This window comes from Massilia niabensis, assembly GCF_042655085.1.
In the GTDB taxonomy this organism is placed as follows: Bacteria; Pseudomonadota; Gammaproteobacteria; order Burkholderiales; family Burkholderiaceae_D; genus Telluria; species Telluria niabensis.
In genome coordinates this window covers 302,984-329,975 of the sequence record NZ_JBHSMU010000015.1, presented here as the reverse complement: position 1 = coordinate 329,975, position 26,992 = coordinate 302,984, and the positions used below count along the sequence as shown (strand labels likewise).

23 protein-coding genes are annotated in these 26,992 nt (G+C 65.1%); 7 read left to right on the top strand and 16 right to left on the bottom strand.

All coding sequences use genetic code 11. The features are described 5' to 3' along the window. Window positions 1-182: 182 nt before the first annotated feature. The 9 genes from dnaG to ybiB all read right to left on the bottom strand — a co-directional run bounded on the left by dnaG (window position 183) and on the right by ybiB (window position 10,388). Complete coding sequence (gene dnaG / locus ACFPN5_RS15985) at window positions 183-1,979, bottom strand: DNA primase (RefSeq protein WP_379784749.1); 1,797 nt, start codon at window positions 1,977-1,979, stop codon at window positions 183-185. Window positions 1,980-2,080: 101 nt separating this feature from the next. After that, a complete protein-coding gene (locus tag ACFPN5_RS15980) occupies window positions 2,081-2,530 on the bottom strand; it encodes a GatB/YqeY domain-containing protein (RefSeq protein ID WP_379784748.1) in 450 nt (149 codons plus the stop codon). A 142-nt stretch (window positions 2,531-2,672) separates the two neighbouring features. After that, window positions 2,673-2,885 (bottom strand): 30S ribosomal protein S21, encoded by a 213-nt coding sequence (gene rpsU / locus ACFPN5_RS15975; protein ID WP_005665410.1) that lies wholly within the window; start codon window positions 2,883-2,885, stop codon window positions 2,673-2,675. A 111-nt stretch (window positions 2,886-2,996) separates the two neighbouring features. Then, entirely contained in the window at window positions 2,997-4,388 is a 1,392-nt protein-coding gene (locus ACFPN5_RS15970; protein WP_465263175.1) for a BaiN/RdsA family NAD(P)/FAD-dependent oxidoreductase, read from the bottom strand. Continuing rightward, the gene (locus tag ACFPN5_RS15965) at window positions 4,333-6,981 is read right to left on the bottom strand and encodes an MSCRAMM family protein (RefSeq protein ID WP_379784746.1); all 2,649 of its coding nucleotides are present in this window, start codon (window positions 6,979-6,981) and stop codon (window positions 4,333-4,335) included. Before ACFPN5_RS15965 ends, ACFPN5_RS15970 begins: the two co-directional genes overlap by 56 nt. A gap of 91 nt (window positions 6,982-7,072) precedes the next feature. After that, on the bottom strand, window positions 7,073-7,930 hold the full coding sequence (locus ACFPN5_RS15960; protein ID WP_379784745.1) for a fimbrial biogenesis chaperone: 858 nt from the start codon (window positions 7,928-7,930) through the stop codon (window positions 7,073-7,075). A gap of 44 nt (window positions 7,931-7,974) precedes the next feature. After that, complete coding sequence (locus tag ACFPN5_RS15955) at window positions 7,975-8,460, bottom strand: DUF4402 domain-containing protein (RefSeq protein ID WP_379784744.1); 486 nt, start codon at window positions 8,458-8,460, stop codon at window positions 7,975-7,977. A gap of 53 nt (window positions 8,461-8,513) precedes the next feature. After that, window positions 8,514-9,050: a DUF4402 domain-containing protein gene (locus ACFPN5_RS15950; protein WP_379784743.1), complete on the bottom strand. Its 537-nt coding sequence runs from the start codon at window positions 9,048-9,050 to the stop codon at window positions 8,514-8,516. A gap of 342 nt (window positions 9,051-9,392) precedes the next feature. Continuing rightward, window positions 9,393-10,388 (bottom strand): DNA-binding protein YbiB, encoded by a 996-nt coding sequence (gene ybiB, locus ACFPN5_RS15945; RefSeq protein WP_379784742.1) that lies wholly within the window; start codon window positions 10,386-10,388, stop codon window positions 9,393-9,395. Between the two features lie 149 nt (window positions 10,389-10,537). On the opposite strand from ybiB, the gene ACFPN5_RS15940 reads away from it, so the two are divergent. The 3 genes from ACFPN5_RS15940 to ACFPN5_RS15930 all read left to right on the top strand — a co-directional run bounded on the left by ACFPN5_RS15940 (window position 10,538) and on the right by ACFPN5_RS15930 (window position 13,730). Then, complete coding sequence (locus tag ACFPN5_RS15940) at window positions 10,538-11,599, top strand: 3-deoxy-7-phosphoheptulonate synthase (protein WP_379784741.1); 1,062 nt, start codon at window positions 10,538-10,540, stop codon at window positions 11,597-11,599. Window positions 11,600-11,697: 98 nt separating this feature from the next. Continuing rightward, window positions 11,698-12,738 (top strand): tRNA (adenosine(37)-N6)-threonylcarbamoyltransferase complex transferase subunit TsaD, encoded by a 1,041-nt coding sequence (tsaD, locus tag ACFPN5_RS15935; RefSeq protein ID WP_379784740.1) that lies wholly within the window; start codon window positions 11,698-11,700, stop codon window positions 12,736-12,738. Between the two features lie 131 nt (window positions 12,739-12,869). Then, window positions 12,870-13,730 (top strand): endonuclease/exonuclease/phosphatase family protein, encoded by an 861-nt coding sequence (locus ACFPN5_RS15930; protein WP_379784739.1) that lies wholly within the window; start codon window positions 12,870-12,872, stop codon window positions 13,728-13,730. Window positions 13,731-13,773: 43 nt separating this feature from the next. Here the strand turns inward: ACFPN5_RS15930 and ACFPN5_RS15925 are convergent, their stop codons facing one another. From ACFPN5_RS15925 to ACFPN5_RS15915, 3 genes are all read right to left on the bottom strand, one after another. Beyond that, window positions 13,774-14,436, bottom strand: a complete 663-nt coding sequence (locus tag ACFPN5_RS15925; RefSeq protein ID WP_379784738.1) for a DsbA family oxidoreductase — start codon at window positions 14,434-14,436, stop codon at window positions 13,774-13,776. A 99-nt stretch (window positions 14,437-14,535) separates the two neighbouring features. Then, complete coding sequence (gene plsY, locus ACFPN5_RS15920) at window positions 14,536-15,156, bottom strand: glycerol-3-phosphate 1-O-acyltransferase PlsY (RefSeq protein WP_379784737.1); 621 nt, start codon at window positions 15,154-15,156, stop codon at window positions 14,536-14,538. 73 nt (window positions 15,157-15,229) lie between these two features. Continuing rightward, the gene (locus ACFPN5_RS15915; RefSeq protein WP_379784736.1) at window positions 15,230-15,721 is read right to left on the bottom strand and encodes an aminoacyl-tRNA deacylase; all 492 of its coding nucleotides are present in this window, start codon (window positions 15,719-15,721) and stop codon (window positions 15,230-15,232) included. 38 nt (window positions 15,722-15,759) lie between these two features. Between ACFPN5_RS15915 and ACFPN5_RS15910 the strand changes: the two genes are divergently transcribed. From ACFPN5_RS15910 to ACFPN5_RS15900, 3 genes are all read left to right on the top strand, one after another. After that, window positions 15,760-16,740 (top strand): endonuclease/exonuclease/phosphatase family protein, encoded by a 981-nt coding sequence (locus ACFPN5_RS15910; protein WP_379784735.1) that lies wholly within the window; start codon window positions 15,760-15,762, stop codon window positions 16,738-16,740. 387 nt (window positions 16,741-17,127) lie between these two features. Next, a complete protein-coding gene (locus ACFPN5_RS15905) occupies window positions 17,128-18,369 on the top strand; it encodes an efflux RND transporter periplasmic adaptor subunit (protein WP_379784734.1) in 1,242 nt (413 codons plus the stop codon). A gap of 4 nt (window positions 18,370-18,373) precedes the next feature. Beyond that, window positions 18,374-21,496: an efflux RND transporter permease subunit gene (locus tag ACFPN5_RS15900; RefSeq protein ID WP_379784733.1), complete on the top strand. Its 3,123-nt coding sequence runs from the start codon at window positions 18,374-18,376 to the stop codon at window positions 21,494-21,496. 297 nt (window positions 21,497-21,793) lie between these two features. Here the strand turns inward: ACFPN5_RS15900 and ACFPN5_RS15895 are convergent, their stop codons facing one another. From ACFPN5_RS15895 to ACFPN5_RS15880, 4 genes are all read right to left on the bottom strand, one after another. Further along, window positions 21,794-21,985, bottom strand: a complete 192-nt coding sequence (locus tag ACFPN5_RS15895; protein WP_379784732.1) for a hypothetical protein — start codon at window positions 21,983-21,985, stop codon at window positions 21,794-21,796. A 70-nt stretch (window positions 21,986-22,055) separates the two neighbouring features. Next, window positions 22,056-22,958 (bottom strand): site-specific tyrosine recombinase XerD, encoded by a 903-nt coding sequence (xerD, locus tag ACFPN5_RS15890; RefSeq protein ID WP_379784731.1) that lies wholly within the window; start codon window positions 22,956-22,958, stop codon window positions 22,056-22,058. Then, window positions 22,931-23,455 (bottom strand): methylated-DNA--[protein]-cysteine S-methyltransferase, encoded by a 525-nt coding sequence (locus ACFPN5_RS15885; protein ID WP_379784730.1) that lies wholly within the window; start codon window positions 23,453-23,455, stop codon window positions 22,931-22,933. The genes xerD and ACFPN5_RS15885 overlap by 28 nt, the downstream gene beginning before the upstream one ends. Before the next feature lie 414 nt (window positions 23,456-23,869). Continuing rightward, window positions 23,870-24,817 (bottom strand): TRAP transporter substrate-binding protein, encoded by a 948-nt coding sequence (locus ACFPN5_RS15880; protein ID WP_379785726.1) that lies wholly within the window; start codon window positions 24,815-24,817, stop codon window positions 23,870-23,872. 159 nt (window positions 24,818-24,976) lie between these two features. Between ACFPN5_RS15880 and ACFPN5_RS15875 the strand changes: the two genes are divergently transcribed. Next, window positions 24,977-26,968 (top strand): sensor histidine kinase, encoded by a 1,992-nt coding sequence (locus ACFPN5_RS15875; protein ID WP_379784729.1) that lies wholly within the window; start codon window positions 24,977-24,979, stop codon window positions 26,966-26,968. Window positions 26,969-26,992 lie beyond the last annotated feature (24 nt).

The following is a 26,992-nucleotide window of genomic DNA, read 5'->3' as shown; positions in this document are numbered from 1 at the left end:
AAGTTTTGTTACCTTACATCACGCTGCATACAGCGTACAACACTGCTGCGCTAACTGAAACTCCACGCCCCTTTGGACACGAAAGTCGTTTCAAAGGTTGCAATAGTTAGCGTTTTATTATAGCACGCACCCCTTCTTTTTCCAGTCGAACACAGGCCGCTTGTCGCTTTCGCAACAAGGGCCTAGCGCAGTGTTGCTGACTCCGCCTCTTCGCGGGCCAAGAGCTGCTGCTGGGCCGTGATTTCACGATAGCGAGTGCTCACCTGATCTGGGGCCAGACCCTTCGAAAACAACTGCTTTAACTCCTCATTCAAGGCGTTTTTCTTGATTTGTCTCACGGCACTGGCCAAGACAATACGTTCAGCGTCAGGGTCGGATTCGTCCTCTGACGCGATCTTGGCAATGATGTCGTCGTAAGCGCCACTGCCCTCCTTCAGCTGTTCAGATAAGGCAGCAAAGTTGCCGTATTCGCCCAGCGCTTGCGCCATGCCAACGAGGTAGCGCAAGGCATCTGCCGATTCCTGTCCAAAGAAGTTGAAGGCTTGCAGTGCCGCTTCGTCGAGGTTCAGCGCCAATGCCGGATGCGCAACCAGGATCCGCTCGATCTGCAATTCCAGCCCGACCGGCTCGGGCCGGCCCTGGCGCGGCGGCGCCTTGCGCGCAACCGATACAGGCTTGGACAATTCAAACAGGCTTTCGATCTCGGCCGGCGTCGATTCGGTCAGGCTGGCAAGCCCGCGCACGATCTGCAGGCGCAGGCTCGAAGGCGTCATCGATTGCAGCAGCGGCTTGGCATCGAACTGGGTGCGGGCGCGCCCTTCCGGCGTCGACAGGTCGTGTTCGCCCGTCACTTCGCGCAGCAGGAATTGCGACAGCGGCATGGCGTCGTTGATTTCCTGGGCGAATGCGTCGGCGCCGAACTCGCGTACGAAGCTGTCCGGGTCGTGCTTTTCCGGCAGGAACAGGAACTGGATCGTCTTGTTGTCGCTCACCTGTGGCAGGCACGCCTCGAGCGCACGGCGCGCGGCGCGGCGGCCGGCCTTGTCGCCGTCGAAACTGAAGATGACGTTGTCGGTCTGGCGCAGCAGCTTTTGCACGTGGGTGCTGGTGCAGGCGGTGCCGAGCGTGGCAACAGCCTGTGGGAAACCAAGCTGGGCCAGGGCGACCACGTCCATATAGCCTTCGGTCACCAGCACGTAGCCGGCGTCGCGGATCGCCTGGCGCGCTTCGAACAGGCCGTAGAGCTCCAAGCCTTTCTGGAACAGCGGGGTTTCCGGCGAGTTCAGGTATTTTGGTTCGCCACCGTCGAGCACGCGTCCGCCGAAGCCGATCACCTGCCCTTTCGTGTTGCGGATCGGGAACATGATGCGCTCGCGGAAGCGGTCGTAGCGTTTCTTGTTGCTGCCGTCTTCATCGACGCGGTCGATGACCAGGCCCGATTCGACCAGGGCCAGCGCGTCGTAGTCGGGAAAGACCGAGCGCAGGTTGTCCCAGCCCGAGGGCGCGTAGCCCATGCCGAAGCGGGCGGCGACTTCGCCGGTGAGGCCGCGGTTCTTTAAATAGGCGATGGCGTTCGGGGCGCTTTTCAGCTGGGCGCGATAATAATCACATGCCTGGCTCAGCGCTTCCGTCATCGATTGCGACTGGGCCTGCTGGGCGGCGCGCTGCTGGGGCGGGATCTTGTCGTCGGCATCGGGCACGACCATGCCGACGCCCTGGGCCAGGTCCTTGACGGCCTCGACGAAACCCATGCCCGAGTATTCGATCAGGAAACCGATCGAGGTGCCATGGGCGCCGCAACCGAAGCAGTGATAGAACTGCTTGGTGGGGCTGACGGTGAAGCTGGGGGACTTTTCGCTGTGAAAAGGACACAGCCCCATGTAATTGGCGCCGCCTTTTTTCAGCTGGACGTAGCGACCGACCACATCGACGATGTCGACGCGGTTGAGCAGATCGGTAATGAATGATTGCGGGATCACGGGGCTAACACAGTGTTTGTCTAAGGTCAGACTATACCGCAGCGTTCGCTGCAAAGTTGATTTGCAACAATCATGGGATTAAAGAGCCCGCTTGTGTTGCGTCAGGCGCCGGAGAGCGCCTTCTTGACCAGGGTCGAGACGACGGTCATGTCGGCGCGGCCAGCCAGCTTCGGCTTGACGATGGCCATGACCTTGCCCATGTCCTGCGGACCGGCGGCGCCGGAGGCGGCCACGGCGGCGGTAACTTCGGCGGCGATCTCGTCGTCCGACAGGCCGGCAGGCATGTAGGTCACCAGCACTGCCAGCTCGGCCTTTTCGATGTCGGCCAGGTCGTGGCGGTTGCCGGCTTCGAACTGGCTGATCGAATCCTTGCGCTGCTTGATCATCTTTTCGACGATAGCCACGGTCTGATCGTCGTTCAACTCGATCTGTTCGTCGACTTCCTTGCGCTTGATGTCGGCCAGGATCAGGCGGATGGTGTTCAGCTTGCCGGCTTCCTTGGCACGCATTGCCGCTTTCATGTCGTTCGTGATTTGTTCTTTCAGGCTCATGGCATCCTCAAGTAAATGGGTACAAACAACAAAACCCGCCGGGGTAACAACCAGGGCGGGTTCACAGGACTTCCTAGCGGCCGATTCGACTGCGGGGACGAGCCTTTTGCTCTGTCACCGGTTCTAGGCCGGCTGGACAGTCTTAGTACAGTTTCTTAGGCAGTTGCTGGCTGCGGATGCGCTTGTAGTGGCGCTTCACGGCAGCTGCCAGCTTGCGCTTGCGCTCTGCAGTTGGCTTTTCGTAGAACTCGCGTGCGCGCAGTTCGGTCAGCAGACCGGTTTTTTCGATGGTGCGCTTGAAGCGACGCATTGCGACTTCGAACGGCTCGTTTTCTTTAAGGCGGATAGTGGTCATGTAAAAATGAAACCGTTGGATTTGGGAAGAACGAAATTCTAGCAGCTTTTGGGAAGCAGTGGAAGAGATTACGAGCGTGTGATGAATTTGATACAGGGGCTTTTCGCTGGTTTAAACGCTCTGCCCTGCCACGAAGCCGGAGGCCCAGGCCCACTGGAAGTTGTAGCCGCCGAGCCAGCCGGTGACGTCGACGGTTTCGCCGATGAAATACAGGCCCGGCACGTCCTTGGCCATCATCGTTTGCTGCGACAGCGCCCGGGTGTCGACGCCGCCGAGGGTGACTTCGGCCTTGCGGTAGCCTTCGGAACCGGTCGGGACGATGGCCCAGCGGTTGATGGCGTCGCCGAGTTGCCGCAGTTTGGCGTCGGGCAGGTCGGCCAGGCGCACGTCGAGTGCGAAGCCGTTGGCCAGCAGAAGGCCTTCGGCCAGGCGCGCCGGCAGCCATTGCGACAGCACGTTGCCGATCTGCTTCTTGACGGTCGTCTTCGAGCCGATCAGTTCTTCGGCCACATCCATTTCCGGCAGCAGGTTGAGCACGATCGGGGTGCCCGGCTGCCAGTAGCTGGAAATCTGCAGGATCGCCGGGCCCGACAGGCCGCGGTGGGTGAACAACAGGTCTTCGCGGAACAGGCCGCCGCCTTTTACATTCCTTGCGTTCTTGCCTTTGCCGGAGCCGGTGGACACGTCCACTTCGAGCGCGATGCCGGCCAGCGGCGCGAACGGGGCCCAGCTCGGGCCGTCGAAGGTCAGCGGCACCAGGCCCGGACGCGGCTCGACCAGCGGCAGGCCGAACTGGGTGGCCAGCCGATAGCCGAGGTCGGTCGCACCAATTTTCGGGATCGACAGGCCGCCGGTGGCAACCACGACGCTCTCGGCTGCGATATCGCCGTGGTCGGTGGCGACGACGAAGCCCTCGCCCTCTTTCACGACCGACAGCACCTTGCACGGCATGCGCCAGTTGACGTCGCCCGCGCTGCACTCGGCCTTCAGCATGGCGATGATCTGCTCGCTTGAATCGTTGCAGAACAGCTGGCCGCGGTGCTTCTCGTGGTGGCCGATGCGGTATTTTTTCACCAGCGCCAGGAAGTCCTGCGCCGTGTAGCGCGACAGCGCGCTTTTACAGAAGTGCGGGTTCTCGGACAGGAAGTTCGCCGGCCCGGTGTTGATGTTGGTGAAGTTGCAGCGCCCGCCGCCGGAGATGCGGATCTTTTCGGCCAGCTTTTCGGCATGGTCGATCAGGACTACGCGCTTGCCACGCTGGGCGGCCACGGCCGCGCACATCATTCCGGCCGCGCCTGCGCCGATTACTGCTACATCGAATTGTTTTGCCATGCCTGCCACCGTGCTCCGCGTTGCGCCAAACCGGCCATTGTAAACGCTCGCGCCGGTGCTGCGGAAGCCGGCCTGCAAATCGGACCGAACAGGGAGACACCCAGGGAAACACCCGTCATCCCTCGGCGGCGCTGCGCACGTCGAGGTCGCGCCCGTTGAGCACGGTGCCATCGGCCCCGATCGTGATGATGTGCATGCCGGAGTCCAGCAGGCCGAGACGCTTGAGCTGGTCTGGCGCGATGCGCAGGAAATACTCGCCAGGGAAGATGCCGGTCATGACGTAATAGCCGTCCGCGGCGCTGGTGATGGTGGCGACCACCTTGCGCGAGGCGTCGACCAGTTCCAGCTGCAGATCGCCGACCGGGCGCCGGGCGCCTTTGCTGAAAAGGTAGGTCGTACCGTCCACCTCGCCCGTCAGGCTGACGGCGAAATCGACGTGGCTGACCTTACCCGGGCGCGGCACGATGCGCACGCCGGGTTCACGCGGCTGCCACTGCGGGTCCTCGAGGGTGTTTGGGTCGAGCCCGATGTCGGTGTGCCGGCTGGCGGGCAGGCGGGGCAGCCAGGCCACCCCGTCCGCATCCGTGCGCACGCCGTAGTTGGCGCCATTGATGGTGAAGCCGGCGCCCGCGATCCCCTCCTCGCCCTCGTCCATCGCACCATTCTGGTTCTTGTCGAGGAATACGCGGATCGAGGCCGCACCCAGGTTGGCCATCGGCTGGGATTCCCGCAAGAGGCGCCTGCCGCGCGGCTCGAGCCCCATCGCCATGAACAGCTGGACACCCACGCCATACTCGTGGCGGCTCGAATAAAAACCGCTCACGCCAAGGCCGAAGCTGCCCAGGCTCTTGTTGAGCGACCCGGTGGCGCGCACTTCACGGTCCTGGAACATGCGCGTGACGCCCAGGTTCAACATGTAGCCGTCCGCCAGGTACCAGTCGGCCGAGACGGCCGCACTGTTCAGCAAGGACTCCGGTCGCAGCGTGTATTGCAGCTGGCATGTGATGCCGACGCCGGCGACCCGGCGGCTGACCTGCAGCGCGCCGTCGGCCCGCTCGGTGCCGCCTGTCGACTGCCAGCGCACCGCATTGCTGACCGCGGTGCCGTTGCGGTAGGCCGACATGCGGCCCTGGACTTCGCGCTGCTCGGTGCCGGAGGCCAGCACGTCGCGCCTGAGCTGCAGCGACAGCGGAAAGAAGTTGGCGCTGCCGATTGCCAGCACGCCTTCGGCGCGCACCTCGTCGCGGGTGCGTACCGGGTCGGCGGCCGGGGTGAAGAATTCGCTGGTGAAGCCGTCGAGGCGGGCGCGGCTGGCCGACAGCGCGACGTGGCCGACCCGCGTCTTCAATCCCAGCTGGGCCAGCCTGCCGCCGTCGTCGGCCCTCACTGCGTCGGCGGTCAGGATGACGCTGTTCCAGTAGCTGCGCAGGCCCAGGTTGGCATAGCTGCGCATGGCGTCGAACAGGGGCAGGCGCTGCCAGCCGGCGGTGGCATTCAGGTGCTCGCTCATGCCCCACTCGAACTGGGCCAATGCGCGCTGGCGCCCGTCCTCGTCGCGGTAGGCGGCCAGGTCGTAGAACAGCGCGCCGCGCGGCAGCGCCGACTGCTCCAGCAGGAAGGACTGGCGCTCGACGCGCATTTGCCCCAGCGGCCCGTGGAACACCAGCCGGAATTCGTTAGGGCCATAGGCGAGCGGCTGGTCCTCGAAGCTGTACTTGCCATCGGGGCGCGGCTGCTGGACGCCGACCAGCGCATCGTTGTAGTACAGCTCGACATCCCAGCCGGGCGGCAGATCGCCCTGCAGCGTGTGGCGGTCGAAGCTGGTCGGCTGGTCGAGCGGACGGTTGCTGAGGGCAACGCCGTTGCCGGTCGAACTGCTGCTCGAGATGTTGGCCACGCCTGGCAGCGGCACGCTGCCAATGAGGGCCGAGCGCGCCCCCAGGGGACCGAACAGGCCACCGTCCGGGTCGTTGCGGCCGAGCGTCAGGCGCAGGTCGGACGAACGGTCGTGCCGGCTGCGGCTGCGGCTGCGGCTGGCGTACAGCGCCGCTTCCATGCCCAGCAGATCGGTGGTGAGATAGGCGGTCCAGGACGCCTGGTTGGTACGTCCGCCCGCGCGCTGGTCGAACCCGAACGCCAGCGTCTGGTCGATGAAAGGCACATCGGCCAGGCGATAGGGTGTGACCAGGCGCGGATAGCCGGGATCGATATAGCCGCCGGGCGTACCCGGCAGGTTGCCGCGCTCGCGCCGTTTCAGGCGCGCTTGCAGCGGCAACTGTTCGCGCGGGCGCACCTTCAGGGCCAGGCTGGGCATGTCGAGGTCCAGGTCGACCGGGAGCCAGCGCGCCAGCAGCCGGCTGGCGACGTAGATTTCATCTCCCTCCAGCCTGACTTGCGACGGGTCGAGTTCTTCGCGCAAGCCGGCGATGTCGACCGCCCGCCCCTGCACGTCAATGCTGAAACTGCGCTGCTCGGTGAGGATATAGCCGCTGGCGCGGCCTTCGCCCGGCGTGACGCGGATGGCCAGGGTCAGCAGGCGCGCCATCTCGCCCAGCGGCAGGTAGACGTCGCGCCCGATCTCGTAGGCCGAGACGGCGTCGGACAGTATCTGGTTGCCGAGGCGGACCTCGAGCAGGACCTCGTTGGCTTCGCTCGCCTGGGCGGGTTGTGCCACGGCGGCCGCGGCGGCGGGCTGGAATGGGGCCAGCGTTGCCGGCAGGAGGACCAGCGCCGCGAGCATCACACTCGTGCGACAGGCCCCCATGGATCGCGGATGCGCCCGGCCCACCGGCTCTGCGCCTAGGAAACAGGCACCGCGCAGCCCGCCGGCCGGCGGGACTTGCCACCCTGCGCACTCACGGCAGGTTCAGGCTGGCCTGCGCCAGCAGCTTGCCGCCGGCCTCCGGCCGGTCGCGATAGCTGACCTCGATCGTGCCCCCGGCCAGCGCCACGCCGGCCGGCACTTGCAGGGGCAGCGTTGCCTTGCGCACGCGGTTCGGCGTGTAGACCGCGATACCGCCCACCTGGGCCAGGCTGTGCGGCTTGCCGTTCTTGGGCGTAAAGGTGATGCTGACGTCGCCATACACCGAGCTGTTGCCTTCGCGTTCGAACTGCAGCGCGAGCTGTGCATGGCGGGCATCGTCCTTGCCCAGGGCCAGCCCCGCCAGCTTCACGGTGGCGCCCCCGTTGCCATGGCGAACGATCACCGGCACCGAAGCACCGACCAGGGCATTGAGCACCACGCCGATCTGGGTCGCAGTTTTGCCCTGGCCCTCGATGCTGGCCTTGCCCTCGACCTCGGGCAGCTTGTCGAACTGGAGGTGCGAACGGTATTCGCCCTCGGCCAGCTCGGCGGGTTTGCGCAGCATCACGCGCACGGTCTGGGCCGTCCCGGGCTGCAAGGTAATCTGGCGCGGGGAATAACGCAGCATCGCGTCGGCAAACCGCTCGCCGTCCTGCGCACTCTCGGCCGTCTCGAACTGGCCGGCTTCGGTCATGCGGCGGTTCACCAGCGAGATGCGGTAACTGGCCGGTTTGCTGCCCTGGTTGATCAGCTCGATCTGCGCGGCGCGTGCATTCTTGTCGAACACGATGCGGGTCGGATGCAGCATCAGGTCAGCGCGCGCCGGCAGGCACGGCGCCAGCAGCAGGCAGGCGAGGACGGCGCGCAGCAGGGGAACGGCGGAAATGGATGCAAACGTGGGGTAAGCCATGAAAATGTCCTTTCGTGGGCCGCGAGGCAACCGGCGGCACAGGATTACTGGTAGTTGACGGTCAAGGGAAAGGAGCCGGAATAAGTACCTGGCGCCTGGTTCGGCGCCACGGTGAGCGTTGCGCCGAGCGACAGGGTGGTGCCGCCGTTCGGGATCGTTATCGTCGCGGTGGTCGGCGACCGGACGAAGCTGCCAACAGCCATGCTGTTGGCGCCGCTGGTCAGGCGGATCGTGCCGTTGGCCGGAAGGGTCACGATGACGGCCCTGTTGTTGCTGCCATTGACGCTCTTGCCGACGTTGAACACCGCCTGCCCGGCATTCGGGGAGTTCAGCAGCACCACGCCACCCGTGCGCGACCGCACCCCGGTCGCGCTGAGCACCACGGTGCCGCCGCTGCCGGCCACGAAGCGACCGAAGTCGAGGCCGCGGGCGTTGCTCAGCGTGACGACCTGCTGGGCGAACGCATCCGCCATAGGAAGCGCGAGCAGCGCCAGCGCGGCGCAGCTCGCGATCCTTGCGAACCTGATCAAACGGTAGCGGTGTACCAGCATGTTCAAGAACGGCTTGCGCCGTTCCCGTGCCCTCAGTTGTAGTTGACCAAGGCAGTGATTTCGCCTGCGTAGTCGCCAGGCGCCTGGCTGGCGCCGACGCTCAGCACGCCACCGACGAAGATGCTCTGGGTGCCGCCGGCGGTCAGCAAGCCAGCGGTGGCGTTGCCGGACGTGGCCGCGCTACCGGTCAGGTCGCTCACCGGAGTGAAGGCCATCGAGTTCCCGCCGCTGGTCAGCGGGGTGCCGGTGACGCTGATCGAGTACGCGAAGCCCGGCTGGCCGGTCACGTCGAACTTCGCTGCGCTGGACGGTGAGGCGGCGATCACCGCCACGCCGCCGTCCACGGTACGGGTGCCGCCCGGGGTGAGGGTGACCGTACCGGGCGCGGCGCTGGCAGCGAAGCTGCCGAAGGCCAGGTCGACGGCTTTGGCGATGTTGATCGGCGCGATGATGGTGCTGGTCGCAGAGGCGGTCGTGGTCGCGGCGATGGCGCTGCCGGCGCCGGCGATGGCCAGCGCCAGTACGGCGAGGCGGAAAACATTCGAGGTGAAGCAGGCATGCTTGTTCATTCTGGTCATCCTTCAAATTAGGGAGGACCGGCTCATGGAGCCGGAGCGATAACGAGACCGAACGCGTTAGTGTCGTTTGGCAGGCAATCGAATTGCTTTGCGGTATCGTTTTTCCATAGTGAAAGAAAATGGCCCAGCCAGTTTTGCCCTGGATCATCGCTTCGTTAATTCCCGTACGGAAATTATTGTGAGTTTGCCGCCAATGATGGATGCGCTATGCATCAGGCAAGGCCTGACGCGCATCTGCTGCGCAGCCGTTTTCAGTCGGAAGAAAAAAGCCGCCCCGAACGGGACGGCGAGCCAAACCGGCCAGCGCGGGCGAGCGCCCGCGCTGCTACTTACTCAGGCGCGAAGGGCCCGTGCAGCCCGCACGCAGGCCTCAACCTGCGCCAGGATCGACGGCGGCACCGCCACCTCGCCGCGCAGCGCACGCCCGATCCAGGCGGCCGTCGCCGCTGCGTCGCGCGCTTCCGGCACCTCGGCCAGCAGGTCGGTCGGGGCGTCGCGCTCGACCAGGACAGTGCGCTCCCCGCCGTGGAACCATTCGATCTGCTGCGCGCGGTGCGGGTTGGCGACCGTTTCCCCTTCGGTGCCGCGCATGAGGAAGGCGTCGCCGCGCACCAAGGGCGCGGCTATGCTGAAGTACTCGCCCAGCGTCTGCAGGTATTCCGGATGGGTGTACGACACCAACCGCAGCGCCGCGCCCTCGAAGGGCTGCAGGATCTTCACCAGCGTGTGCGTGGAGTTGCGCACGCCGAGGATGCGCCGCAGCGACAGCATCCACGCCAGGCGCGGCGCCAGCGTCTCGATCGGCATGAAGGCCGGACGGCGCGCGGCAAAGGCATCCATCAGGTCGACGCTGGTCGCGCTTGGGGCCAGTCCCATTTCGGCCAGGATCTCGGCGGTGGTGACGCGGCCCGGGTCGGCCTGCACCCCGTGCACCAGGACAGGCACGCCTTCGCGCGCCAGCAGCAGCGCCAGCAGTGGCGTCAGGTTCGCCAGCTTGCGCGCGCCGTTATAGCTGGGGATGAGCACCGGCGCGCAGTCGCCGGGCGGGCTCGGTAACGGTGCGAACGAGGCTTCGGCCGCGTCCATGAAGCCGGCCAGCTCCAGGGCGGATTCGCCCTTGATGCGCATGGCGAGCAGGATCGCGCCCAGTTCGAGGTCGGACACGCGGCCTTCCAGGATCGCGGTGTACAGCGCCGCCGCGTCCTCGCGCGACATGCTGCGCGCGCCCTTGACGCCGCGGCCGATCTCCTTGATGAAGGGGGCGGCCGGGAAAGGCTGGGATGCCGATTGGGAGGCGGGTGGGGTATCGGGTCGGGTATCGGTATGCATGGCGTTAGCTTACACCGACATGCGCGCCGGGTGCCGCCGGCGGGCCGGCAAGCGATCCGCAAGCGGGAAAAGTTTTGACGGAGACTGCTGCAAAGCAGCACAAATGGCGCTACACTCATCGATCCGACCCAGCCCAACGGACCGCCCCAATGCAGATCACCCCCGATATCGAAAATACCAATGTCACCTCGTTTGGCCGCATGCCGACCCCAAGCGAGCTGCACGCCAGGCTACCGCTTTCCGAACTTGCCTTCACCAACGTCATGGCGGGCCGCGCCGCGCTGCGCGACATCCTCGACCGCAAGGACAAGCGCCTGTTCGTGGTCGTCGGTCCCTGCTCGATCCACGATCCGGAAGCCGGCCTCGATTATGCGCGCCGCCTGAAGCAGTTGCAGGCCGAAGTGGCCGAGACGATGCTCTTGGTGATGCGCGTGTACTTCGAAAAGCCGCGCACCACCACCGGCTGGAAGGGATATATCAACGATCCGTTCATGGACGACTCGTTCCAGGTCGACGTCGGCATGCAGCGCGCGCGCCAGTTCCTGATCGATGTGTGCGAACTGGGCCTGCCGACGGCCACCGAGGCGCTCGACCCGATCTCGCCGCAGTACCTGGGCGACCTGATTGCCTGGACCGCCATTGGCGCGCGCACTACCGAATCGCAGACGCACCGCGAAATGTCCTCCGGCCTGTCGACGCCGGTCGGCTTCAAGAACGGCACCGATGGCGACATCTCCATCGCGATCAATGCGGTGCTGTCGTCGGCCAATCCGCACGCATTTTTGGGGATTAACGACAAGGGCGCGGTGTCGATCGTGCGCACGCGCGGCAACGCGTACGGCCACGTGGTGCTGCGCGGCGGCGGCGACCGGCCGAACTACGATTCGGTGTCGGTGACCATCGCCGAGCAGGCCCTGAAAAAAGCGGGGCTGCCGGCCAACCTGGTGGTCGACTGCTCGCATGCGAACAGCTACAAGAAGCCCGAGCTGCAGCCGCTCGTGATGTCGGACGTGATCCAGCAGATCAGGCATGGCAACAGCTCGCTGGTGGGCGTGATGATCGAGTCGAACATCGTCAGCGGCAACCAGCCGATCCCGACCGACCTGACGCAGTTGAAGTATGGCTGCTCGGTGACGGATGGGTGCATCGCGTGGGAAGATACGGCGACCATGCTGCGCAATGCGCACCGCGAATTGATGCAGCGTCCGTAAGACAATCACCACCATGCTGAATAACCGGGGCCGGCGGCCCAGGTTATCCAGCACTGCTTTACAATGCCAGCTTCCGCTTTCCCCCTCCCCTATTCCCCATGATTGTTCTCGGCGTCGAATCCTCCTGCGATGAAACCGGCCTGGCTCTGTACGATACCGAGCGCGGCCTGCTGTCCCATGCCCTGCATTCGCAGGTCGCCATGCACGAGGAGTACGGCGGCGTGGTGCCGGAGCTTGCCTCGCGCGACCATATCCGGCGCGCCCTGCCCCTGCTCGAGCAAACCCTGGAGCAGGCCGGCATCGCCAAGTCGGAGATCGACGCCATCGCCTACACCCAGGGTCCTGGCCTGGCGGGCGCGCTGCTGGTCGGCTCGTCGGTTGCCTGCAGCCTGGCGCTGGCCCTGGACAAGCCGGTGCTCGGCGTGCACCACCTCGAGGGCCACCTGCTCTCGCCGCTGCTGGCGACCGATCGCCCGGCCTTCCCCTTCATCGCCCTGCTGGTCTCGGGCGGCCACACCCAGCTGATGCGGGTGGACGGTGTTGGACGCTACACCCTGTTGGGCGAAACCCTGGACGACGCGGCCGGCGAGGCGTTCGACAAATCGGCCAAGCTGCTGGGCCTTGGCTACCCCGGCGGACCGGCGATCTCGCGCCTGGCGGAATTTGGCGATCCAAACGCCTACACCCTGCCGCGTCCGATGCTGCACTCGAAAGACTTCAACTTCAGCTTCTCGGGCCTGAAGACGGCCGTGCTCACCGTGGTGAAGAACCACGAGGAGAAGGTCATCGCGAACATCTGCGAACAGGACAAGGCGAATATCGCGCGCGGCTTTGTCGATGCGATCGTCGACGTGCTGACGGCCAAATGCGTCAACGCGCTGCGCCACACGGGCCTGAAACGCCTGGTGATTGCCGGCGGCGTCGGCGCCAACGCGCAGCTGCGCGCCTCGCTCAATGCCGCGGCCGAGAAGCGCAAGTTCCGCGTCTTCTATCCCGAACTCGAGTTCTGCACCGATAACGGCGCGATGATCGCATTCGCCGGCGCCCTGCGCCTGGAGAAGAACCCCGCCTTGGCAACGCGCGACTACGCCTTCAATGTGCGGCCGCGCTGGCCCCTGGACGAGCTGGAAGCGGCGTAGGATCGGAGAACTGCGCGGGTAAACTTACAATGAGTTTGCAATGAACTTGCAACGTTGACATCGATCCTACCGTGTGACCGCACCGCGCCAAACGATGGCAATATCGGGCGGTTCAGTTTTCGGAGGCCTACATGCGCGTTGTTAGTTGGAACATTCACTGGGGCTGTGGGAAGGACGGGCGCATCCGCATCCACGCGATCATCGATGTGCTTCGCAGGCTCAACCCCGACGTGATCTGCCTGCAGGAAGTGGCAGCGAATCACCCGGAACTCGAGGGCAGCGCGACTGCCAACCAGTTCAAGCAACTGGCGGGTGCCTTTGGCGGTTTCCACGCGATCGAACACGCTCCGAGCGAAATCTACCGCAACAACGTCCCCCGCCTGTTCGGCAACCTGATCCTCTCGAAATACCGCATCACCCAGGCGCACCGGCACATGCTGCCCTGGCCGGCCGATCCCGGCCGTTCGCCGGGCATGCCGCGCGGCGCGATCGAGGTCGTACTCGATGCGCCGGGCGCCAAGCTGCGCCTGGTGACCACGCACCTGGAATACTATTCGCCGCTGCAGAGGATGGCCCAGGTACGCCGGCTGCGGGAACTGCATGCCGAGGCCTGCGCGCGTGCGCACAGCTTCGCGGTGCATCCCGAGATGGACGCGCCCTACCAGCTCGGCCTGCGTCCGGCATCGGCGGTGTATTGCGGCGATTTCAACATGGCGCCCGGCGCCGAGGACTACCAGGCCTGGCTGGCGCCCGGCACCGACGGCGCCCTCGGCCTGGTCGACGCCTGGAACGCGTGCCACCCCGGCCAGGGCCGCGCACCGACCGCCGGGCTGCATGGTTTTCCATGGCCCGAGAAGCCCGAATGCTACGACTATTTTTTCGTGACCGAAGATTTGGCGCCGCGCGTGGCGGCGGTGGAGGTGCAGTCGGAGACGGCGGCGTCGGATCACCAGCCAGTGGTGCTGGATTTGACGCCGGGGTCCGACGCGTAGTCCGCTGAACGCGTGGACGGCGGAGCCGTCCACGCTACGAAAATCACATCAACGGCGCATCCGCCTGCGCCGCAATTTCGCGCAGCGCGCGCTCGAACACTTCCGGCGGCTGCCCGCCCGAGATCAGGTGACGCTGGTTGATCACGATCGCCGGCACCGAGCGGATGCCGGCGCGCTGGAAGAACAGTTCCGATTCGCGCACCTCGTCGGCATACTCGCCGCTCTCCAGAATGCGCTGCGCCTCGGTCGTGTCCAGGCCGACCTGGCCGGCCACGCGCACCAGCAGCTCGCGCGAGCTCGGGTCTTCGCAATGGGTGAAATAGGCCTCCAACAAGGCCAGTTTCAGCGGGTACTGGCGGCCCTGCGTGTCGGCCCAGTGCAGCAGGCGGTGGGCGTCGAAGGTGTTGTAGATGCGGCCGCGGCGCGCCATGTCGAAGGTGAAGCCGACCGCTTCGCCGCGCTGGCGGATCATCTCGCGCGACCCGATCTGCTGCTCGAGCGTGGCGCCGTATTTTTCGGTGATGTGCTCGACGATGTCCTGACCTTCGGGCCCCATGTCGGGATTCAGTTCGAAGGGCTGGAAGTGCAGCTCGGCGACCACGTCGGGCGCGACACGCTCGAGCGCCTGCTCCAATGCTTTCAGGCCGATCGCACACCAGGGGCACGATACGTCCGACACGAAATCAATCCTCAATTGCTTGCTCACACGACACCGCCTTCTTGAATAAGATACCGGCACAACGTGTGCCGGTTTTGGGGGTATGTGGGGATGGCCGGGAAGGAATCAACGGCGCCGTGGGCCGGCTTACTTCTTCTTGGCGCCGGCGGCCTTGCTGCCGATGCGCGATTCCTTGCCGGCGATGAGGTTGCCGATGTTGGCGCTGTGGCGGACCAGCAGGAGCGCGCTCATCGCGGCGACCGCGAACAGGATCTCGTTCACGCCGAACAGCAAGCCATAGTAGAACGGGGCGAAGATGGCGGCGATCAGGGCGGCCAGCGACGAATAGCGGAAGGCGTAGGCCACGGCCAGCCAGGTGACGAGCGTCGCCAGGCCCAGCCAGACATTCAGGCCGAGCAGCACGCCGAGCGCGGTGGCCACACCCTTGCCGCCCACGAAACGGAAGAATACCGGCCACAGGTGGCCCAGGAAGACGGCGATCGCGACCAGCGCCACGCCACCGTCATCGATGCCGTACTGCGGGCCGAACTTAATCGCCAGCCATACCGCCAGCCAGCCCTTGGCGCCGTCGCCGACCAGGGTCGCAATGGCCGCCTTCTTGCTGCCGCTGCGCAGCACATTGGTCGCGCCCGGGTTTTTCGAGCCGTAGGTGCGCGGGTCGGACAGGCCGAATACGCGGCTCATCACGACGGCAAAGGAAATCGAGCCGATCAGGTAGGCCAGGACGGTGAAAATCAGGGTATTCATGTTGATGTTGTCTCTATGTTATGTCGCGTCTGGCAAGCTCGTGAATATACACCAGCCGGGGGGGCAAAGGTAGTCAGTCAGCCAGGGCGCACTGCACCGGCTTCGCGCCGAGCACGTCGACCAGCACGCCGGGGGCAATGCCGACCAGGTAGCCGCGCCGGCCGCCGTTGATGTAGATCTTGCCCAAGGCGAGGATCGATTCCTCGACATACACCGGCAGCGCCTTGCGCGTGCCGAAGGGCGAAGTGCCGCCGACCAGGTAGCCCGAGTGGCGCTGGGCCACCTCAGGTTTACAGGGCTCGATCTTCTTGCAGCCGATCTGGCGCGCCAGTTCCTTGGTCGAGACCTTGCAGTCTCCGTGCATCAGCACGATCAGCGGCCGGGCCGCTTCGTCCTGCATCACCAGCGTCTTGACGACATCGTGTTCGGCGACCCCGAGTGCCTGGGAGGAAACGGCGGTGCCGCCATGTTCTTCATAAGCATAGGGATGCTCGGAAAAAGCCACTCCTTCCTTGCGCAGGAACCCGGTGGCGGGTGTCTCGGACACGTGCTCTTTCTTGGCCATGCGTGATACGCTAAACACTGGAATAAAGGGTTTCTATTATGCAGCAAGAAATACGCTTTGCCACCTTTAACGTGTGCAATCTGGCGCCGCCCGGCGTGAAGCTGTACGACAACCTGCTGCCGACGACGCAAGCCGAATACGAGGCCAAGCTGAACTGGACCGCGCACCAGCTCGACCTGCTGGACGCCGACGTCATCGGCTTCCAGGAGATCTTCTCGCAGGCAACGCTAAAGGAAGTGCTGGCGCGTACCCAACGCTACCGCGAGGCCTTCCACCTCGGCTTCGACCCGGACCCGGCCGCCATGCGCCTGACGCCGAGCGTGGCCCTGGTGTCGCGCCTGCCGCTGGCCGGCTCCGAGCCGATGGGGGCGATGGTTGACTTCCCGCGCGGGATCGAATTACCAAGCGGCAGCCGCGACGCCGCCCGCTTTACCCGGGCGCCGCTACACGCCGTCGTCACCGTGTCGCCCGACGTGCTGGTCGACGTGGTGGTGGTGCACTTGAAGTCGCGCCGGCCGGACTACCGCACTGGCGACACGGGCGAAGACCCTGCCCTGTACGCGCTGGCCTGCCTGCGCTCCCTGATCCGGCGCGGCACCGAGGCCGCCGCCCTGCGCGTGCTGCTGACCGAAATGGGCCGCGCCAACCGGCGAGCGCGCGTGGTCCTGGGCGACTTCAACGACGTCGCCGATTCGGTCACCACCAGCATCGTGCTGGGCGCCGGCACGCCGCTCGGCGACCGCCTGTACGACGCCAGCCAGGTGCAGCGCCGGGTCGACCATGCGCGCCACCTCGGCTTTTCGAGCGTGCATGAGGGCCATTACTCGACCATTGACCACATCCTCGTGTCGGAAGAATTCAACGGCGCGCTGCCCAACGCGATCGGCGAAGTGGTGGATGTGCTGTACCTGAACGACCACCTCGACCTCGAGCTGCCGGAAGCCTCCGACCACGGCCAGGTGCTGGCGCGGATTCGCTTGTACGATGAAGCGCGGGGGCAGTTGGATGCGGGGGTGTGATGGATGCAGGTCAGCGTTCCCGATCATCCGTACCGAAGAACGCAGGGATGTAGGGTGGGCGGGATTTCAGTCCGGGGGACTGACATCCCGCCCACGCGTTCAACGAACGCTGGAATACCCTGCAAGCATTAGCCCCAGGCACGAACGAAACAACAGCCTAGCTCAGCCGTAAGCCCCGCACTGGTCCGCCCCTTCTGCCCCACCCCTCCTTCCGTCCCCTTTTTCTGCACTTCGGCGTCCACAAACAGCTGTTTGTCGCATTCCGATGGCGTCCAGGCTTGTCGATTTCTATAGTCCCCACCATGCGCACGGAGCTCCGACTCCTCCCAAGACGGAGCACGCGCGCGCCCTCTTCCTCGTGCTCCAACAACTCTAACAACGGCCGCCATGAAAATCGAAACCTTGCCACTCGCTTCCGTGTCCCCTCTTTCAAGCCGGCGCCGCTGGCGCACGCCCGTGATTGCGCTGGTGCTGGCCGCCCTGGCCGGCGGCGGCTGGTTCGCGTGGCAGGGCAAGAACGCGCCGCCCGCTGCTGCCAGTGCGGGCGCTGCCAAACAGGCCGACAAGCCGACCGTCTTCGAGCTGGCGCAGAACGACGTCGTCACTGTCGAGGCGCGCGAGCTGGCGCTGCGCCTGCCGCTGTCGGGTTCGCTCGCGCCGCTGGCGCAGGCCACCGTCAAATCGAAAGTCTCGGGTGTGGTGCTGGAAACGAGCGTGCGCGAAGGCATGAACGTGCGCGCCGGCCAGGTCATCGCGCGCCTGGACGACGCGGACGCCCGCGCCCGGGTCGCCCAGCATGCGGCCCTGCTGAAGGAAGCCAATGCCCGCCTCAGCCTGGCGACGAAAAACGAGGCCAACAGCCAGGCCCTGCTCAGGCAGAACTACATCTCGCAGAATTCCTTCGACACCACCAGGAACAGCGTCGAACTGGCGCAGGCAGCAAGCGACGCGGCACGCGCCCAGCTCGAGCTGGCGCGCATCGCCCTGAACGACACGCTCATCCGCGCGCCGCTGTCCGGCGTGGTCAGCAAGCGTTTCGTCCAGGCCGGCGAAAAGCTGTCCCCGGACAGCCCCGTGATGGCGATCGTCGACCTGCAGCACCTGACGCTCGACGCCCAGGTGCCGGCCTCGGACATCCCGCGCGTGCAGGTCGGCCAGGACGTGCGCTTCAAGGTCGATGGCTTCGACGCGCGCGAATTTTCCGGCAAGGTGGCGCGCATCAATCCGGCCGCCGAAGCCGGGTCGCGCTCGATGCTGGTATATATCAGCGTGGCCAACAGCGACCAGCTGCTGCGCGCCGGCATGTTCGCGAAGGGCGAGATCACGGTCGATAAATCCGGCTCCCGTCCGCTGGTGCCGCTCGCCGCCTTGCGCAAGGATGGCGCGGTTGATGTGGTCTACCGGGTCGACGGCGGCAAGGTCGTGGCGCAGCCGGTCCAGCTGGGCATGCGCAACGAAGACGAAGGCCTGGCCGAGGTGACCGGTGGCGTGGAAGCCGGCGCCGTTCTGCTGGCGGTGCCGCTCGACGGGGTCAAGCCGGGCAGCCAGGTGAAGCTGGCCAAGGCTGCTTCAAACACCGTGCAAACGCCAGCGAATCACTCAGCCGTCCTTCTGGCAAAGAAAGGCTGACGCCATGTGGATCACCAAAGTCAGCATCCGCCACCCCGTCTTCGCGACCATGGTCATGGTCGGCCTGATGGTGCTAGGCCTGTTCTCGTACCGCTCGCTGGGCGTGGAGAGCATGCCCAACGTCGAGATTCCCTTTGCCTGGGTCGAGACGCAGTATCCGGGAGCGTCGCCCGAGCAGGTCGAGAACGACGTCACGCGGCCGATGGAAGAAACCATCAACACGGTCAGCGGCATCAAGAACATCCGCAGCAATTCGTGGGAAGGCCGCAGCGGCGTCTCGATCGAATTCCATATCGCCACCAACATGGACAAGGCGATGCAGGACCTGCGCGACAAGGTGGCGCGCGTGCGCCCGGGCTTCCCGAAAGAGGTGAAGGAACCATTCGTGATCCGCGCCGACGGCGAGAACCAGCAGCCGATCGTGCGCCTGTCCATCACCTCGGCGGAGCGCGACATGCGCGCCCTGTCGACGCTGGCCGAACAGGTGATCGTGAAACGCCTGCAGAGCGTGGCCGGCGTGGGCGAAGTGCGCAGCGGCGGCGTGGCGCGGCGCCAGATCCTGGTGCACGTCAAACCCGAGCAGCTGCGCAGCCAGAACATCGGCATCGACGAAGTGCTGCGCGCGATCCAGGCCACCAACGCGAACCTCCCGGCAGGTAACCTGCAGTACGGCGCCAGCGAGCGCCTGGTGCGGGTCGAAGGCAAGATGAAGGATGCCCGCGAGTTCAACAACATCATCGTCGCGCGCCGCGCCAGCGGCCCGGTCTACCTGTCGCAGGTGGCCGATGTGGTGGACGGTGAGCGCGAGGAGACCTCGATTTCGCGCGTCAACGGCGTGCGCGCGATTTCGCTCGACATCACGAAGGTGCAGGATGCGAACACGGTGCAGGTCGGCACCGGCATCATCAAGATGGTGGAAGAGCTGCGCAAGACCATGCCGGCCGACGTGCAGTTCCGCGTCATGGACGACCAGTCCACCACCGTCCAGCAGCAGCTCGACAACGTCAAGCGCACCATCATCGAGGGCGCCATCCTCACCATGGTGATTGTGTTCCTGTTCCTGCAGTCGTGGCGCAGCACGGTGATCACGGGCCTGACCCTGCCGATCTCGGTGCTGGCGTCCTTCATTGCCATGCGCTACTTCGGCTTCACGCTCAACTTCCTGACGCTGATGGCCCTGTCCCTGTGCATTGGCCTGTTGATCGACGACGCAATCGTGGTGCGCGAGAACATCGTGCGCCACCTCGGCATGGGCAAGAGCCACCTGCGCGCGGCCGAAGAAGGCACCAATGAAATTGGCCTGGCCGTGATGGCCACCACCTTTGCGATCGTCGCCGTGTTCGTGCCGATCGCCTTCATGGACGGCATCATCGGCCGCTTCTTCCTGCAGTTCGGCGTGACGGTGGCAGTGGCCGTGCTGGTGTCGCTGTTCGTGAGCTTCACGCTCGACCCGATGCTCTCGTCGGTCTGGCCGGACCCGGTCAAGGACCGTTTTAAATATGTGCCCTGGCTGGGCCGCTTCATGGCCAGGATCGAGGCCGGCATCGAGCACATGCACGGCTGGTACGGGCGCGTGCTGGCGCTGGCGCTTGCCTGGCGCAAATCGACGCTGGCGCTGGCGCTGGGCATTTTTGTTGGCAGCCTGTTCCTGATCCCGCTGATCGGCGGCGAGTTCGCCCCGAAGACCGACAACGGCTTCGTTCACATGCGCTTCAAGACGCCGGTCGGCTCGAGCCTGGCCTATACCGACAGCAAGGTAAAACAGGTGGAGGAAGCGCTGCGCGAATACAAGGAGATCGACGCCATCAGCAGCGCCATCGGCATGTACGAAGGCCACAACAGCGCCGAGGTCGTGCTCAAGCTGACCGACGTGAAAAAGACCAAGCGCCGCTCGCAGGAAGAAATGGAGTCGGTCATCCGCGCGCGCCTGTCGTCGATTGCCGGCATCACGATGTCGGTCGGGAACAAGCCGATCTTCATCGCGATCCTGGGCCGCGACGAAGCGAAGCTGGATGCGGCCGCGCACCGGCTGATGGACAAGATGCGGGGCATCAAAGGCGTGGCCGACATCGAATACAGCCAGGAAGGCGCGAATCCGGCCACCGTCATCAAGATCAACAACGAGCTGGCGAGCGACCTGGGGCTGTCGGTGGCGCAGGTCGGTGCGGCGCTGCGTCCCTTCGTGGGCGGCGACCAGATCAGCCAGTGGCTGGCGCCGGATGGCCAGAACTACGAAGTGAACGTGCAATTGCCGAGGAGCGGGCGCCAGAAGGTGGCCGACCTGGCCGACCTGTCGCTGGCCTCCTCGCGCATGGATGCAAGCGGCAACCCGATCATGGTGCCGCTGCGCCAGGTGGTCGAGTTCGTGCCTTCGTTCAGCCCGCAGGTGCTCAAGCGGCAGGCGCTCGAGCGGCGCGTGGCGATCTATGCCGGTATCGAAGGCCGGCCGTCGGGCGACGTCAACAGCGACATCGACAAGGCGATGAAATCGATCGAGCTGCCCGAAGGCGTGCGCTTCGACGTCGGCGGCGACGCCCAGCAGATGGCCGAGACGATGGCCAACTTCGGCTCGGCCATCGTGATCGCGATCATCTTCATCTACCTGGTGCTGGCCTCGCAGTTCGGCAGCTTCCTGCAGCCGATCGCGATCATGATGTCGCTGCCGATGTCGCTCATCGGCGTGCTGCTGGCGCTGCTGGCAACGGGTACCACCCTGAACGTGTTCTCGGTGATCGGGGTCGTGATGCTGATGGGCCTGGTAACAAAGAACGCGATCCTGCTGGTGGATTTTGCGAACCACGGCCAGCGCGAAGGCAAGGGGCAGTTCGCGGCCATCCTGGAAGCGGGGCAAGTGCGCCTGCGCCCGATCCTGATGACGACGCTGGCCATGATCTTCGGCATGCTACCGATGGCGATCGGCGCCGGCGACGGCGGCGAAACCCAGGCCCCGATGGGCCGCGCCGTGATCGGTGGCGTGATCACCTCGACGCTGCTGACGCTGGTGGTGGTGCCGGTGGCGTACAGCTACCTCGACAGCCTCGGCAAGCGCGCGCGGCGCTGGTTCGCGAAGGGGCACGAAGAAGTGGGAGGTGGGGTCGTGCCCGTCATTGCAAAGGAAAGCGTGTAACGGAGGGACGTAGGGTTGGCGGCTCGACCGGAGCGGTTGGTCAGCCGCTCCATGAATGCCGCCCACGCGTTCAACCACCTCCTGAAACCTCGCGCCAGTGCCCGTAGGGTGGTCGGCTAAACCTGGGCTCGTGGGCAGCTGCGGTCTAAACGCCACCCACGCGTTCAAGCGGCGCGTGAAATATCGCGTAGATGCATGCAGTGTTGAACGCGTGGGGTGAGGAGGGCTAAATGCCCTCCGAACGCGAAGCGGCTCACAGGCCGCGTGCATGCACAGCGCCGGGTGGAGCCGACCACCCTACGACTGCGTCTCCTGCGCGTCAGTATCGGCGTCCGCCTCGACGCCAGCCTCGCCCCCCTCTGCCGGTTCATCCCCTGCCCCGCCTGGCGTGTTCTTCGCTTCTGCTTTGCGCCGGGCTTTTTCTTCTGCCTTGCGCTTCTTTTCCAGTTCCCGTTGCCGCTTCTCGTAACTGAAGTTGGTTTTGGCCATGATCACCTCGTATGCTTGATTGGATTGGTGCGGGAGCTATTATGACGCAGATAAGCTTTCAAAATTTGAATTAACCACGTGGATGATGTGCCGCATGCAGGTGCTTCAGGCGCTCGCGCGCAACATGGGTATAAATCTGTGTGGTCGAAATGTCCGAATGTCCTAGAAGCAGTTGCACCACACGCAGATCGGCGCCGTGGTTCAGCAGGTGCGTGGCAAACGCGTGGCGCAGCGTGTGCGGCGACAGCGGCGCCCGGATGCCGGCTTTAAGCGCATGTTTCTTGATGAGCACCCAGAACATCTGGCGCGTCATCGGCCCGCCGCGGCTCGTCACGAACAAGGCGTCGTCCACCTGCCCGCCGAGGATGATGCCGCGCGCATCCTTCAGGTAACGCTCGATCCATTGCCGCGCTTCGCCTCCAAACGGGACGAGGCGCGTCTTTGCGCCCTTGCCGGTAATGCGCAGCACGCCGTCGTTCAGGCTCAGCTCGACAATTTTGAGGGCCACCAGTTCCGACACGCGCAGCCCGCTGGCATACATGAGCTCAAGCATCGTCCGCTCGCGCAGGCCGAGTGGCGTGGACACGTCGGGCGCGGCGAGCAAGGCCTCGACCTGGCTTTCCGTGAGCGTGTGCACGAAGCGCGCCGGCTGGCGCGCGGTGGCCATCTTCAGGCAGGGGTCTTCCGCCACGGCGTTGCGCCGCAGCGCCAGCGCGTAGAAGCGTTTCAATACCGACAGCCGGCGATTCGCCGTGCTGGGCTTGGTATCGGGATGGCGCTCGGCGAAATAGCTCGCCAGGTCTTCGGGGGCGACGCCGAGCAGGCCACGCCCGGGCCGCTTGGCCTCCAGCCAGGTGGAAAACAGGCGCATGTCGCGCCGGTAGGCGTCGAGCGAGTTCTTTGCCAAGCCCTGCTCCAGCCACAGGGTGTCGCAGAACTCGTCGATCAGTCCCAGATCGCCTGCTGCTGCCATGGCGATGCGGTGGCACCTTCGTGACGCAGCAGCCAGCGTTTCACCGAGAGGTGAAAGCCGTTTTCGTCGTCGTTGTTGGAAAAGCCGCCCAAGCCTCCGGCTGCGGTCACGCGGTGGCAGGGAATGACGAGCGGGAACCAGTTGGCGCCGCAAGCCTGGCCGACGGCGCGCGGCGCCGAGCCGATGTTCTTGGCGATCCTGCCGTAGGTCAATACGGAGCCGCGCGGAATGGCGCTGATCGCTCCCCACACGCGCTTCTGGAAAGCGCTGCCGGTTTCAAACAGCGGCAGCTCGAAGCGGAAGTCGGGATCGAGCAGATATTGCCCGACCTGGTGCGCGGCCAGTTCGGCCACTGCGTTTTCGGGAGATTTTTCTTCGAAACGGGGCTGCAGATAAACCATCTCGCGCACCCGCTCGCCTTCGGTGCGGATGCCGATCGCGCCGAACGGGGCCGCCACGATGGCGGAAAACAGCTCGCTGCCTTGTTGTGTCGTCATGGGTGCAGTTTACTCCTCGCGCGGGCGCTCTACCAACTTTTTCGCTGGGGCAATTGCTCGTCTGCTGGGGGTGCAGGCGAAAAAAAAGCGCACCCCAAGGGTGCGCCTCAATCATGTTCACGTCCCGGTCGTTTGGCAGTACCAACGACTTCTGTCAGACGTGTGTCTCCTCTCATGATTCTCCGGTATGGACTACCGTTTTTTTCTGCCCTCCCCAAGACGTATGTCCCGGCGTCATGCACCGTTTCAGTGCCGACAACGCCCAATCATAACGCAACTGTAGCAACAGAGAATAGATTTTTATATACGGTTTATGAAAATCACGCTTGGGCGAGGTTTCGCCGCCACAGCAAGCTGCTCGCAGCCATGCGCCGCGCATGGGCAAGCCGGATATCGCCGGCTGCAGAGCCCGCCTCAGCGCCCCGCCGTTTCCCTGGTGATGTCCTTGATCAGGTCTTTGCCGATCCGGCTTTCCATCTGCCGGTGCACCGGCAGCAAGGACTGGCGCCAGGCCGCCTGCTCCTGCGGTGTCGGATGGTAGACGGCGGTCTTGCCGGCCTTGCGGATGGCGGCCAGCGCCAGGTCGTTGTCGCGCTGGGCGATCGTTTTCTCGAACGCGGTCGCCTCCGCCATCGCCCGCTCGAGCTGGCGCCGGATGTCCCCCGGCAAGCCGTCCCAGAACTTCTTGTTGACGATGACGGCGTAGCCCAGGTAACCGTGGTTCGACACGGTCAGGTGCCGTTGCACCTCATGCATCTTCTGGGTGTACATGTTCGACGGCGGGTTCTCGGTACCGTCCACCAGGCCCGTCTCCAGCGCCTGGTAGACCTCCGAGAACGCCAGCACCTGGGGCCGCGCGCCGAGGGCGCGCATCTGCGCGTCCAGCACGGTCGAGGACTGGATGCGCATGCGCAAGCCGCGCAGGTCCGCCGGCACCCGCAGTTGTTTGTTTGCGGACATGTGCTTGAAGCCATTGTCCCAGTAAGCAAGACCGGTAATGCCCTTCGGCTCGAGCTTTTGCATCAGGCGCTTGCCGATCCGGCCCTCGGTCACCGCATACAAGGCGGCCTTCGAGGGGAAGATATACGGCAGGTCGAAGGCTTCGAATTCCTTCACGCCGAGCGGGCCGAACTTCGCCAGCGAGGGCGCGAGCATCTGCACGGCGCCCAGTTGCAGCGCCTCCAGCTCTTCCTTGTCCTTGTAGAGCTGGCTGTTCGGATACACTTCGACTTTCACGCGGCCGCGCGTCGCCCGCTCGGCCAGCAGCTTGAAGCGTTCGGCAGCCTGGCCCTTGGGGGTATCGGTGGCGACCACGTGGCTGAACTTGATGACGATCGGCGCCTGCGCCCATGCGGTGTGCATGCCGAGCGCCACGAGCGATGCCGCCCCGAGGGCTGTGCCGAATCTACCCAATGCCAGCCTGCGCATGTTTGTCTTCTTCATGTTATCGATTACTACCCGAAACTGTGCGACGATGAATTTCGCAATAGTACCAGCCCAACAAAACGTCCACGGCCAAGCATGAAAAATCCCTTCAGACTGCCCCGCCGCGCCAACCTGTCGCGCCCCTTGCGCTGGCTGGTGCCGGTGTTGCTGGTGCTGCTGTTCCTCGCCGTGTTGTTCTGGCTGCCCTGGCAGGCGCGCCAGATGGAAGCCAACGAGCGTCAGGAGCAATTGATTGCGGATACCTTGTGGGTCGAGCAGACGCTGCGCTTCGAACTCGCGCGCAGCGAGGAGGCGCTGGCCATGCTCGGCGCCGACCTGGTCGCCAAGCGGCCCGTGCCGGAGGTACTGCATGCGCGCTTCGTCCAGATGTTCAAGAACGGTCCCGAGCTGCGCCGCGTGCTGTCGCTGGACGCGGATGGCAAGGTGCAGGCCCAGCATGGCGCGGACCTGCCGGCGGCCTACCCGCAGGCGGTGGGCACCGAGACCCACGAAATGGCGCGCCTGACCCGCGCCGGCCGCTACACCGATCCGTATGGCGCCAAAACCAACGCGCCCGGCCTGGTCGACTATTATTTGCCCCTGTTCCAGAATGGCCGCTATGCCGGCAGCCTGCTGGCTACTTATGACCTGAAGGTGCTGCTCGATGAAGCCGTGCCCTGGTGGTTTGCGCAGGACAATGCGCTGACCCTGCTCGACCGCAACGACACGCCGCTGGCCGCGCGCGCGGCAGGTGGCCGGGGGCGCGGCGTCTACACCCACCGGCGCGCGCTCGATTTGCCGGGCGCTTCGATCGTGCTCGTCACCGACAGTGTCAAGGGCGCCCCGCGCCTGCTGCCGAACCTGCTGGTCGGCTCGGTCATCGTGCTGGCCCTGGGCCTGTTGTGGAGCCTGCTCGCGCTGTGGCGCCACATCTCGCGCACGCTCGCAGCCGAGGCCGCGCTGCGCCAGCAGATGGCATTTCGCACGGCGATGGAAAACTCGCTGATGACGGGCCTGCGCGCGCGCGACCTCGAGGGCCGCGTCACCTATGTCAACAAGGCCTTCTGCGAGATGGTCGGGCTGCCGCCGGAAGAACTGCTGGGCAAGAAGCCGCCCATGCCCTACTGGGCGCCGGAAGCGATGGGCGAATACGAGGAGCGCTTCGCCGGCGTGCTGGCCGGCACCATCACACCCCAGTTCGAGAGTGTATTCCAGCGCTCCAACGGGGTGCGGGTGCCGGTGCTGGTGTTCGAAGCCCCGCTGGTCGACAGCCGCGGCAACCAGACCGGCTGGATGAGTTCGATCCTCGACATCACCGACCGCAAGAAGGCCGAGGAACTGAACCGCCAGCAGCAGGAAAAGCTGGAGGCAGGTGCGCGCCTGGCGACGATGGGCGAGATCTCGTCGATGCTGGCGCACGAGCTGAACCAGCCGCTGGCCGCCATTTCCAGCTACACGGCAGGCGCCCTGAACGTGCTCGAACGGGCCGACAAGGGCGTGCCGGTCGAGCCGCAGCTGCTGCGCCGGGCGCTGGAACAGGCGCGCCAGCAGGCGCAGCGCGCCGGCCAGATCATCAAGAGCGTGCACGAGTTCGTGAAAAAGAGCGAGCCCAAGCGCGAGACGGTGGCGGTCGACAGCGTGGTGGACGGAATCCGCGCCCTCATCGAGCTGCAGACGCGCCAATCGTATGTCTCGCTGCAGATTCTCCTGCCCTTGGGGCTGCCGCCGGTGCTGGCCGACCGCCTGATGCTCGAGCAGGTACTCCTCAACCTGACGCGCAACGGCATCGAGTCGATGATCGATGCGTCGCCGGAACGCCGCATCCTGCGCATTACGGCGTCCTTTGATGCGGCGCAGGTGTCGGTCTCGGTGATCGACCACGGCCACGGCATCCCGCAGGAGGTGGCCGAGCGCCTGTTCTCCCCCTTCTTCTCGACCAAGGCGGAAGGCATGGGAATGGGCCTGTCGATCTGCCGCACGGCCATCGAGTTCCACGGCGGCACGCTCACGCACGCGCCGAACCCGGGCGGCGGCACCATTTTCACCTTCAGCCTGCCGCGCCAGGAAGCCTCCGTCGAGCTACAATGACCACGATAAGAAGATCCAGGAGAC

Bases quoted from the DNA above. Each gene is read 5' to 3' on its own strand.
- ybiB (WP_379784742.1), bottom strand. From the start codon at position 10,388: ATGCATACCGATACCCGACCCGATACCCCACCCGCCTCCCAATCGGCA.
- ACFPN5_RS15910 (WP_379784735.1), top strand. From the start codon at position 15,760: ATGCAGCAAGAAATACGCTTTGCCACCTTTAACGTGTGCAATCTGGCG.
- ACFPN5_RS15940 (WP_379784741.1), top strand. From the start codon at position 10,538: ATGCAGATCACCCCCGATATCGAAAATACCAATGTCACCTCGTTTGGC.
- ACFPN5_RS15895 (WP_379784732.1), bottom strand. From the start codon at position 21,985: ATGGCCAAAACCAACTTCAGTTACGAGAAGCGGCAACGGGAACTGGAA.
- ACFPN5_RS15875 (WP_379784729.1), top strand. From the start codon at position 24,977: ATGAAAAATCCCTTCAGACTGCCCCGCCGCGCCAACCTGTCGCGCCCC.
- ACFPN5_RS15950 (WP_379784743.1), bottom strand. From the start codon at position 9,050: ATGAACAAGCATGCCTGCTTCACCTCGAATGTTTTCCGCCTCGCCGTA.
- ACFPN5_RS15970 (WP_465263175.1), bottom strand. From the start codon at position 4,388: ATGGCACCGTGCTCAACGGGCGCGACCTCGACGTGCGCAGCGCCGCCG.
- ACFPN5_RS15965 (WP_379784746.1), bottom strand. From the start codon at position 6,981: ATGGGGGCCTGTCGCACGAGTGTGATGCTCGCGGCGCTGGTCCTCCTG.
- rpsU (WP_005665410.1), bottom strand. From the start codon at position 2,885: ATGACCACTATCCGCCTTAAAGAAAACGAGCCGTTCGAAGTCGCAATG.
- ACFPN5_RS15930 (WP_379784739.1), top strand. From the start codon at position 12,870: ATGCGCGTTGTTAGTTGGAACATTCACTGGGGCTGTGGGAAGGACGGG.
- ACFPN5_RS15880 (WP_379785726.1), bottom strand. From the start codon at position 24,817: ATGCACACCGCATGGGCGCAGGCGCCGATCGTCATCAAGTTCAGCCAC.
- ACFPN5_RS15980 (WP_379784748.1), bottom strand. From the start codon at position 2,530: ATGAGCCTGAAAGAACAAATCACGAACGACATGAAAGCGGCAATGCGT.
- ACFPN5_RS15915 (WP_379784736.1), bottom strand. From the start codon at position 15,721: ATGGCCAAGAAAGAGCACGTGTCCGAGACACCCGCCACCGGGTTCCTG.
- xerD (WP_379784731.1), bottom strand. From the start codon at position 22,958: ATGGCAGCAGCAGGCGATCTGGGACTGATCGACGAGTTCTGCGACACC.
- ACFPN5_RS15960 (WP_379784745.1), bottom strand. From the start codon at position 7,930: ATGGCTTACCCCACGTTTGCATCCATTTCCGCCGTTCCCCTGCTGCGC.
- ACFPN5_RS15900 (WP_379784733.1), top strand. From the start codon at position 18,374: ATGTGGATCACCAAAGTCAGCATCCGCCACCCCGTCTTCGCGACCATG.
- tsaD (WP_379784740.1), top strand. From the start codon at position 11,698: ATGATTGTTCTCGGCGTCGAATCCTCCTGCGATGAAACCGGCCTGGCT.
- ACFPN5_RS15885 (WP_379784730.1), bottom strand. From the start codon at position 23,455: ATGACGACACAACAAGGCAGCGAGCTGTTTTCCGCCATCGTGGCGGCC.
- ACFPN5_RS15905 (WP_379784734.1), top strand. From the start codon at position 17,128: ATGAAAATCGAAACCTTGCCACTCGCTTCCGTGTCCCCTCTTTCAAGC.
- plsY (WP_379784737.1), bottom strand. From the start codon at position 15,156: ATGAATACCCTGATTTTCACCGTCCTGGCCTACCTGATCGGCTCGATT.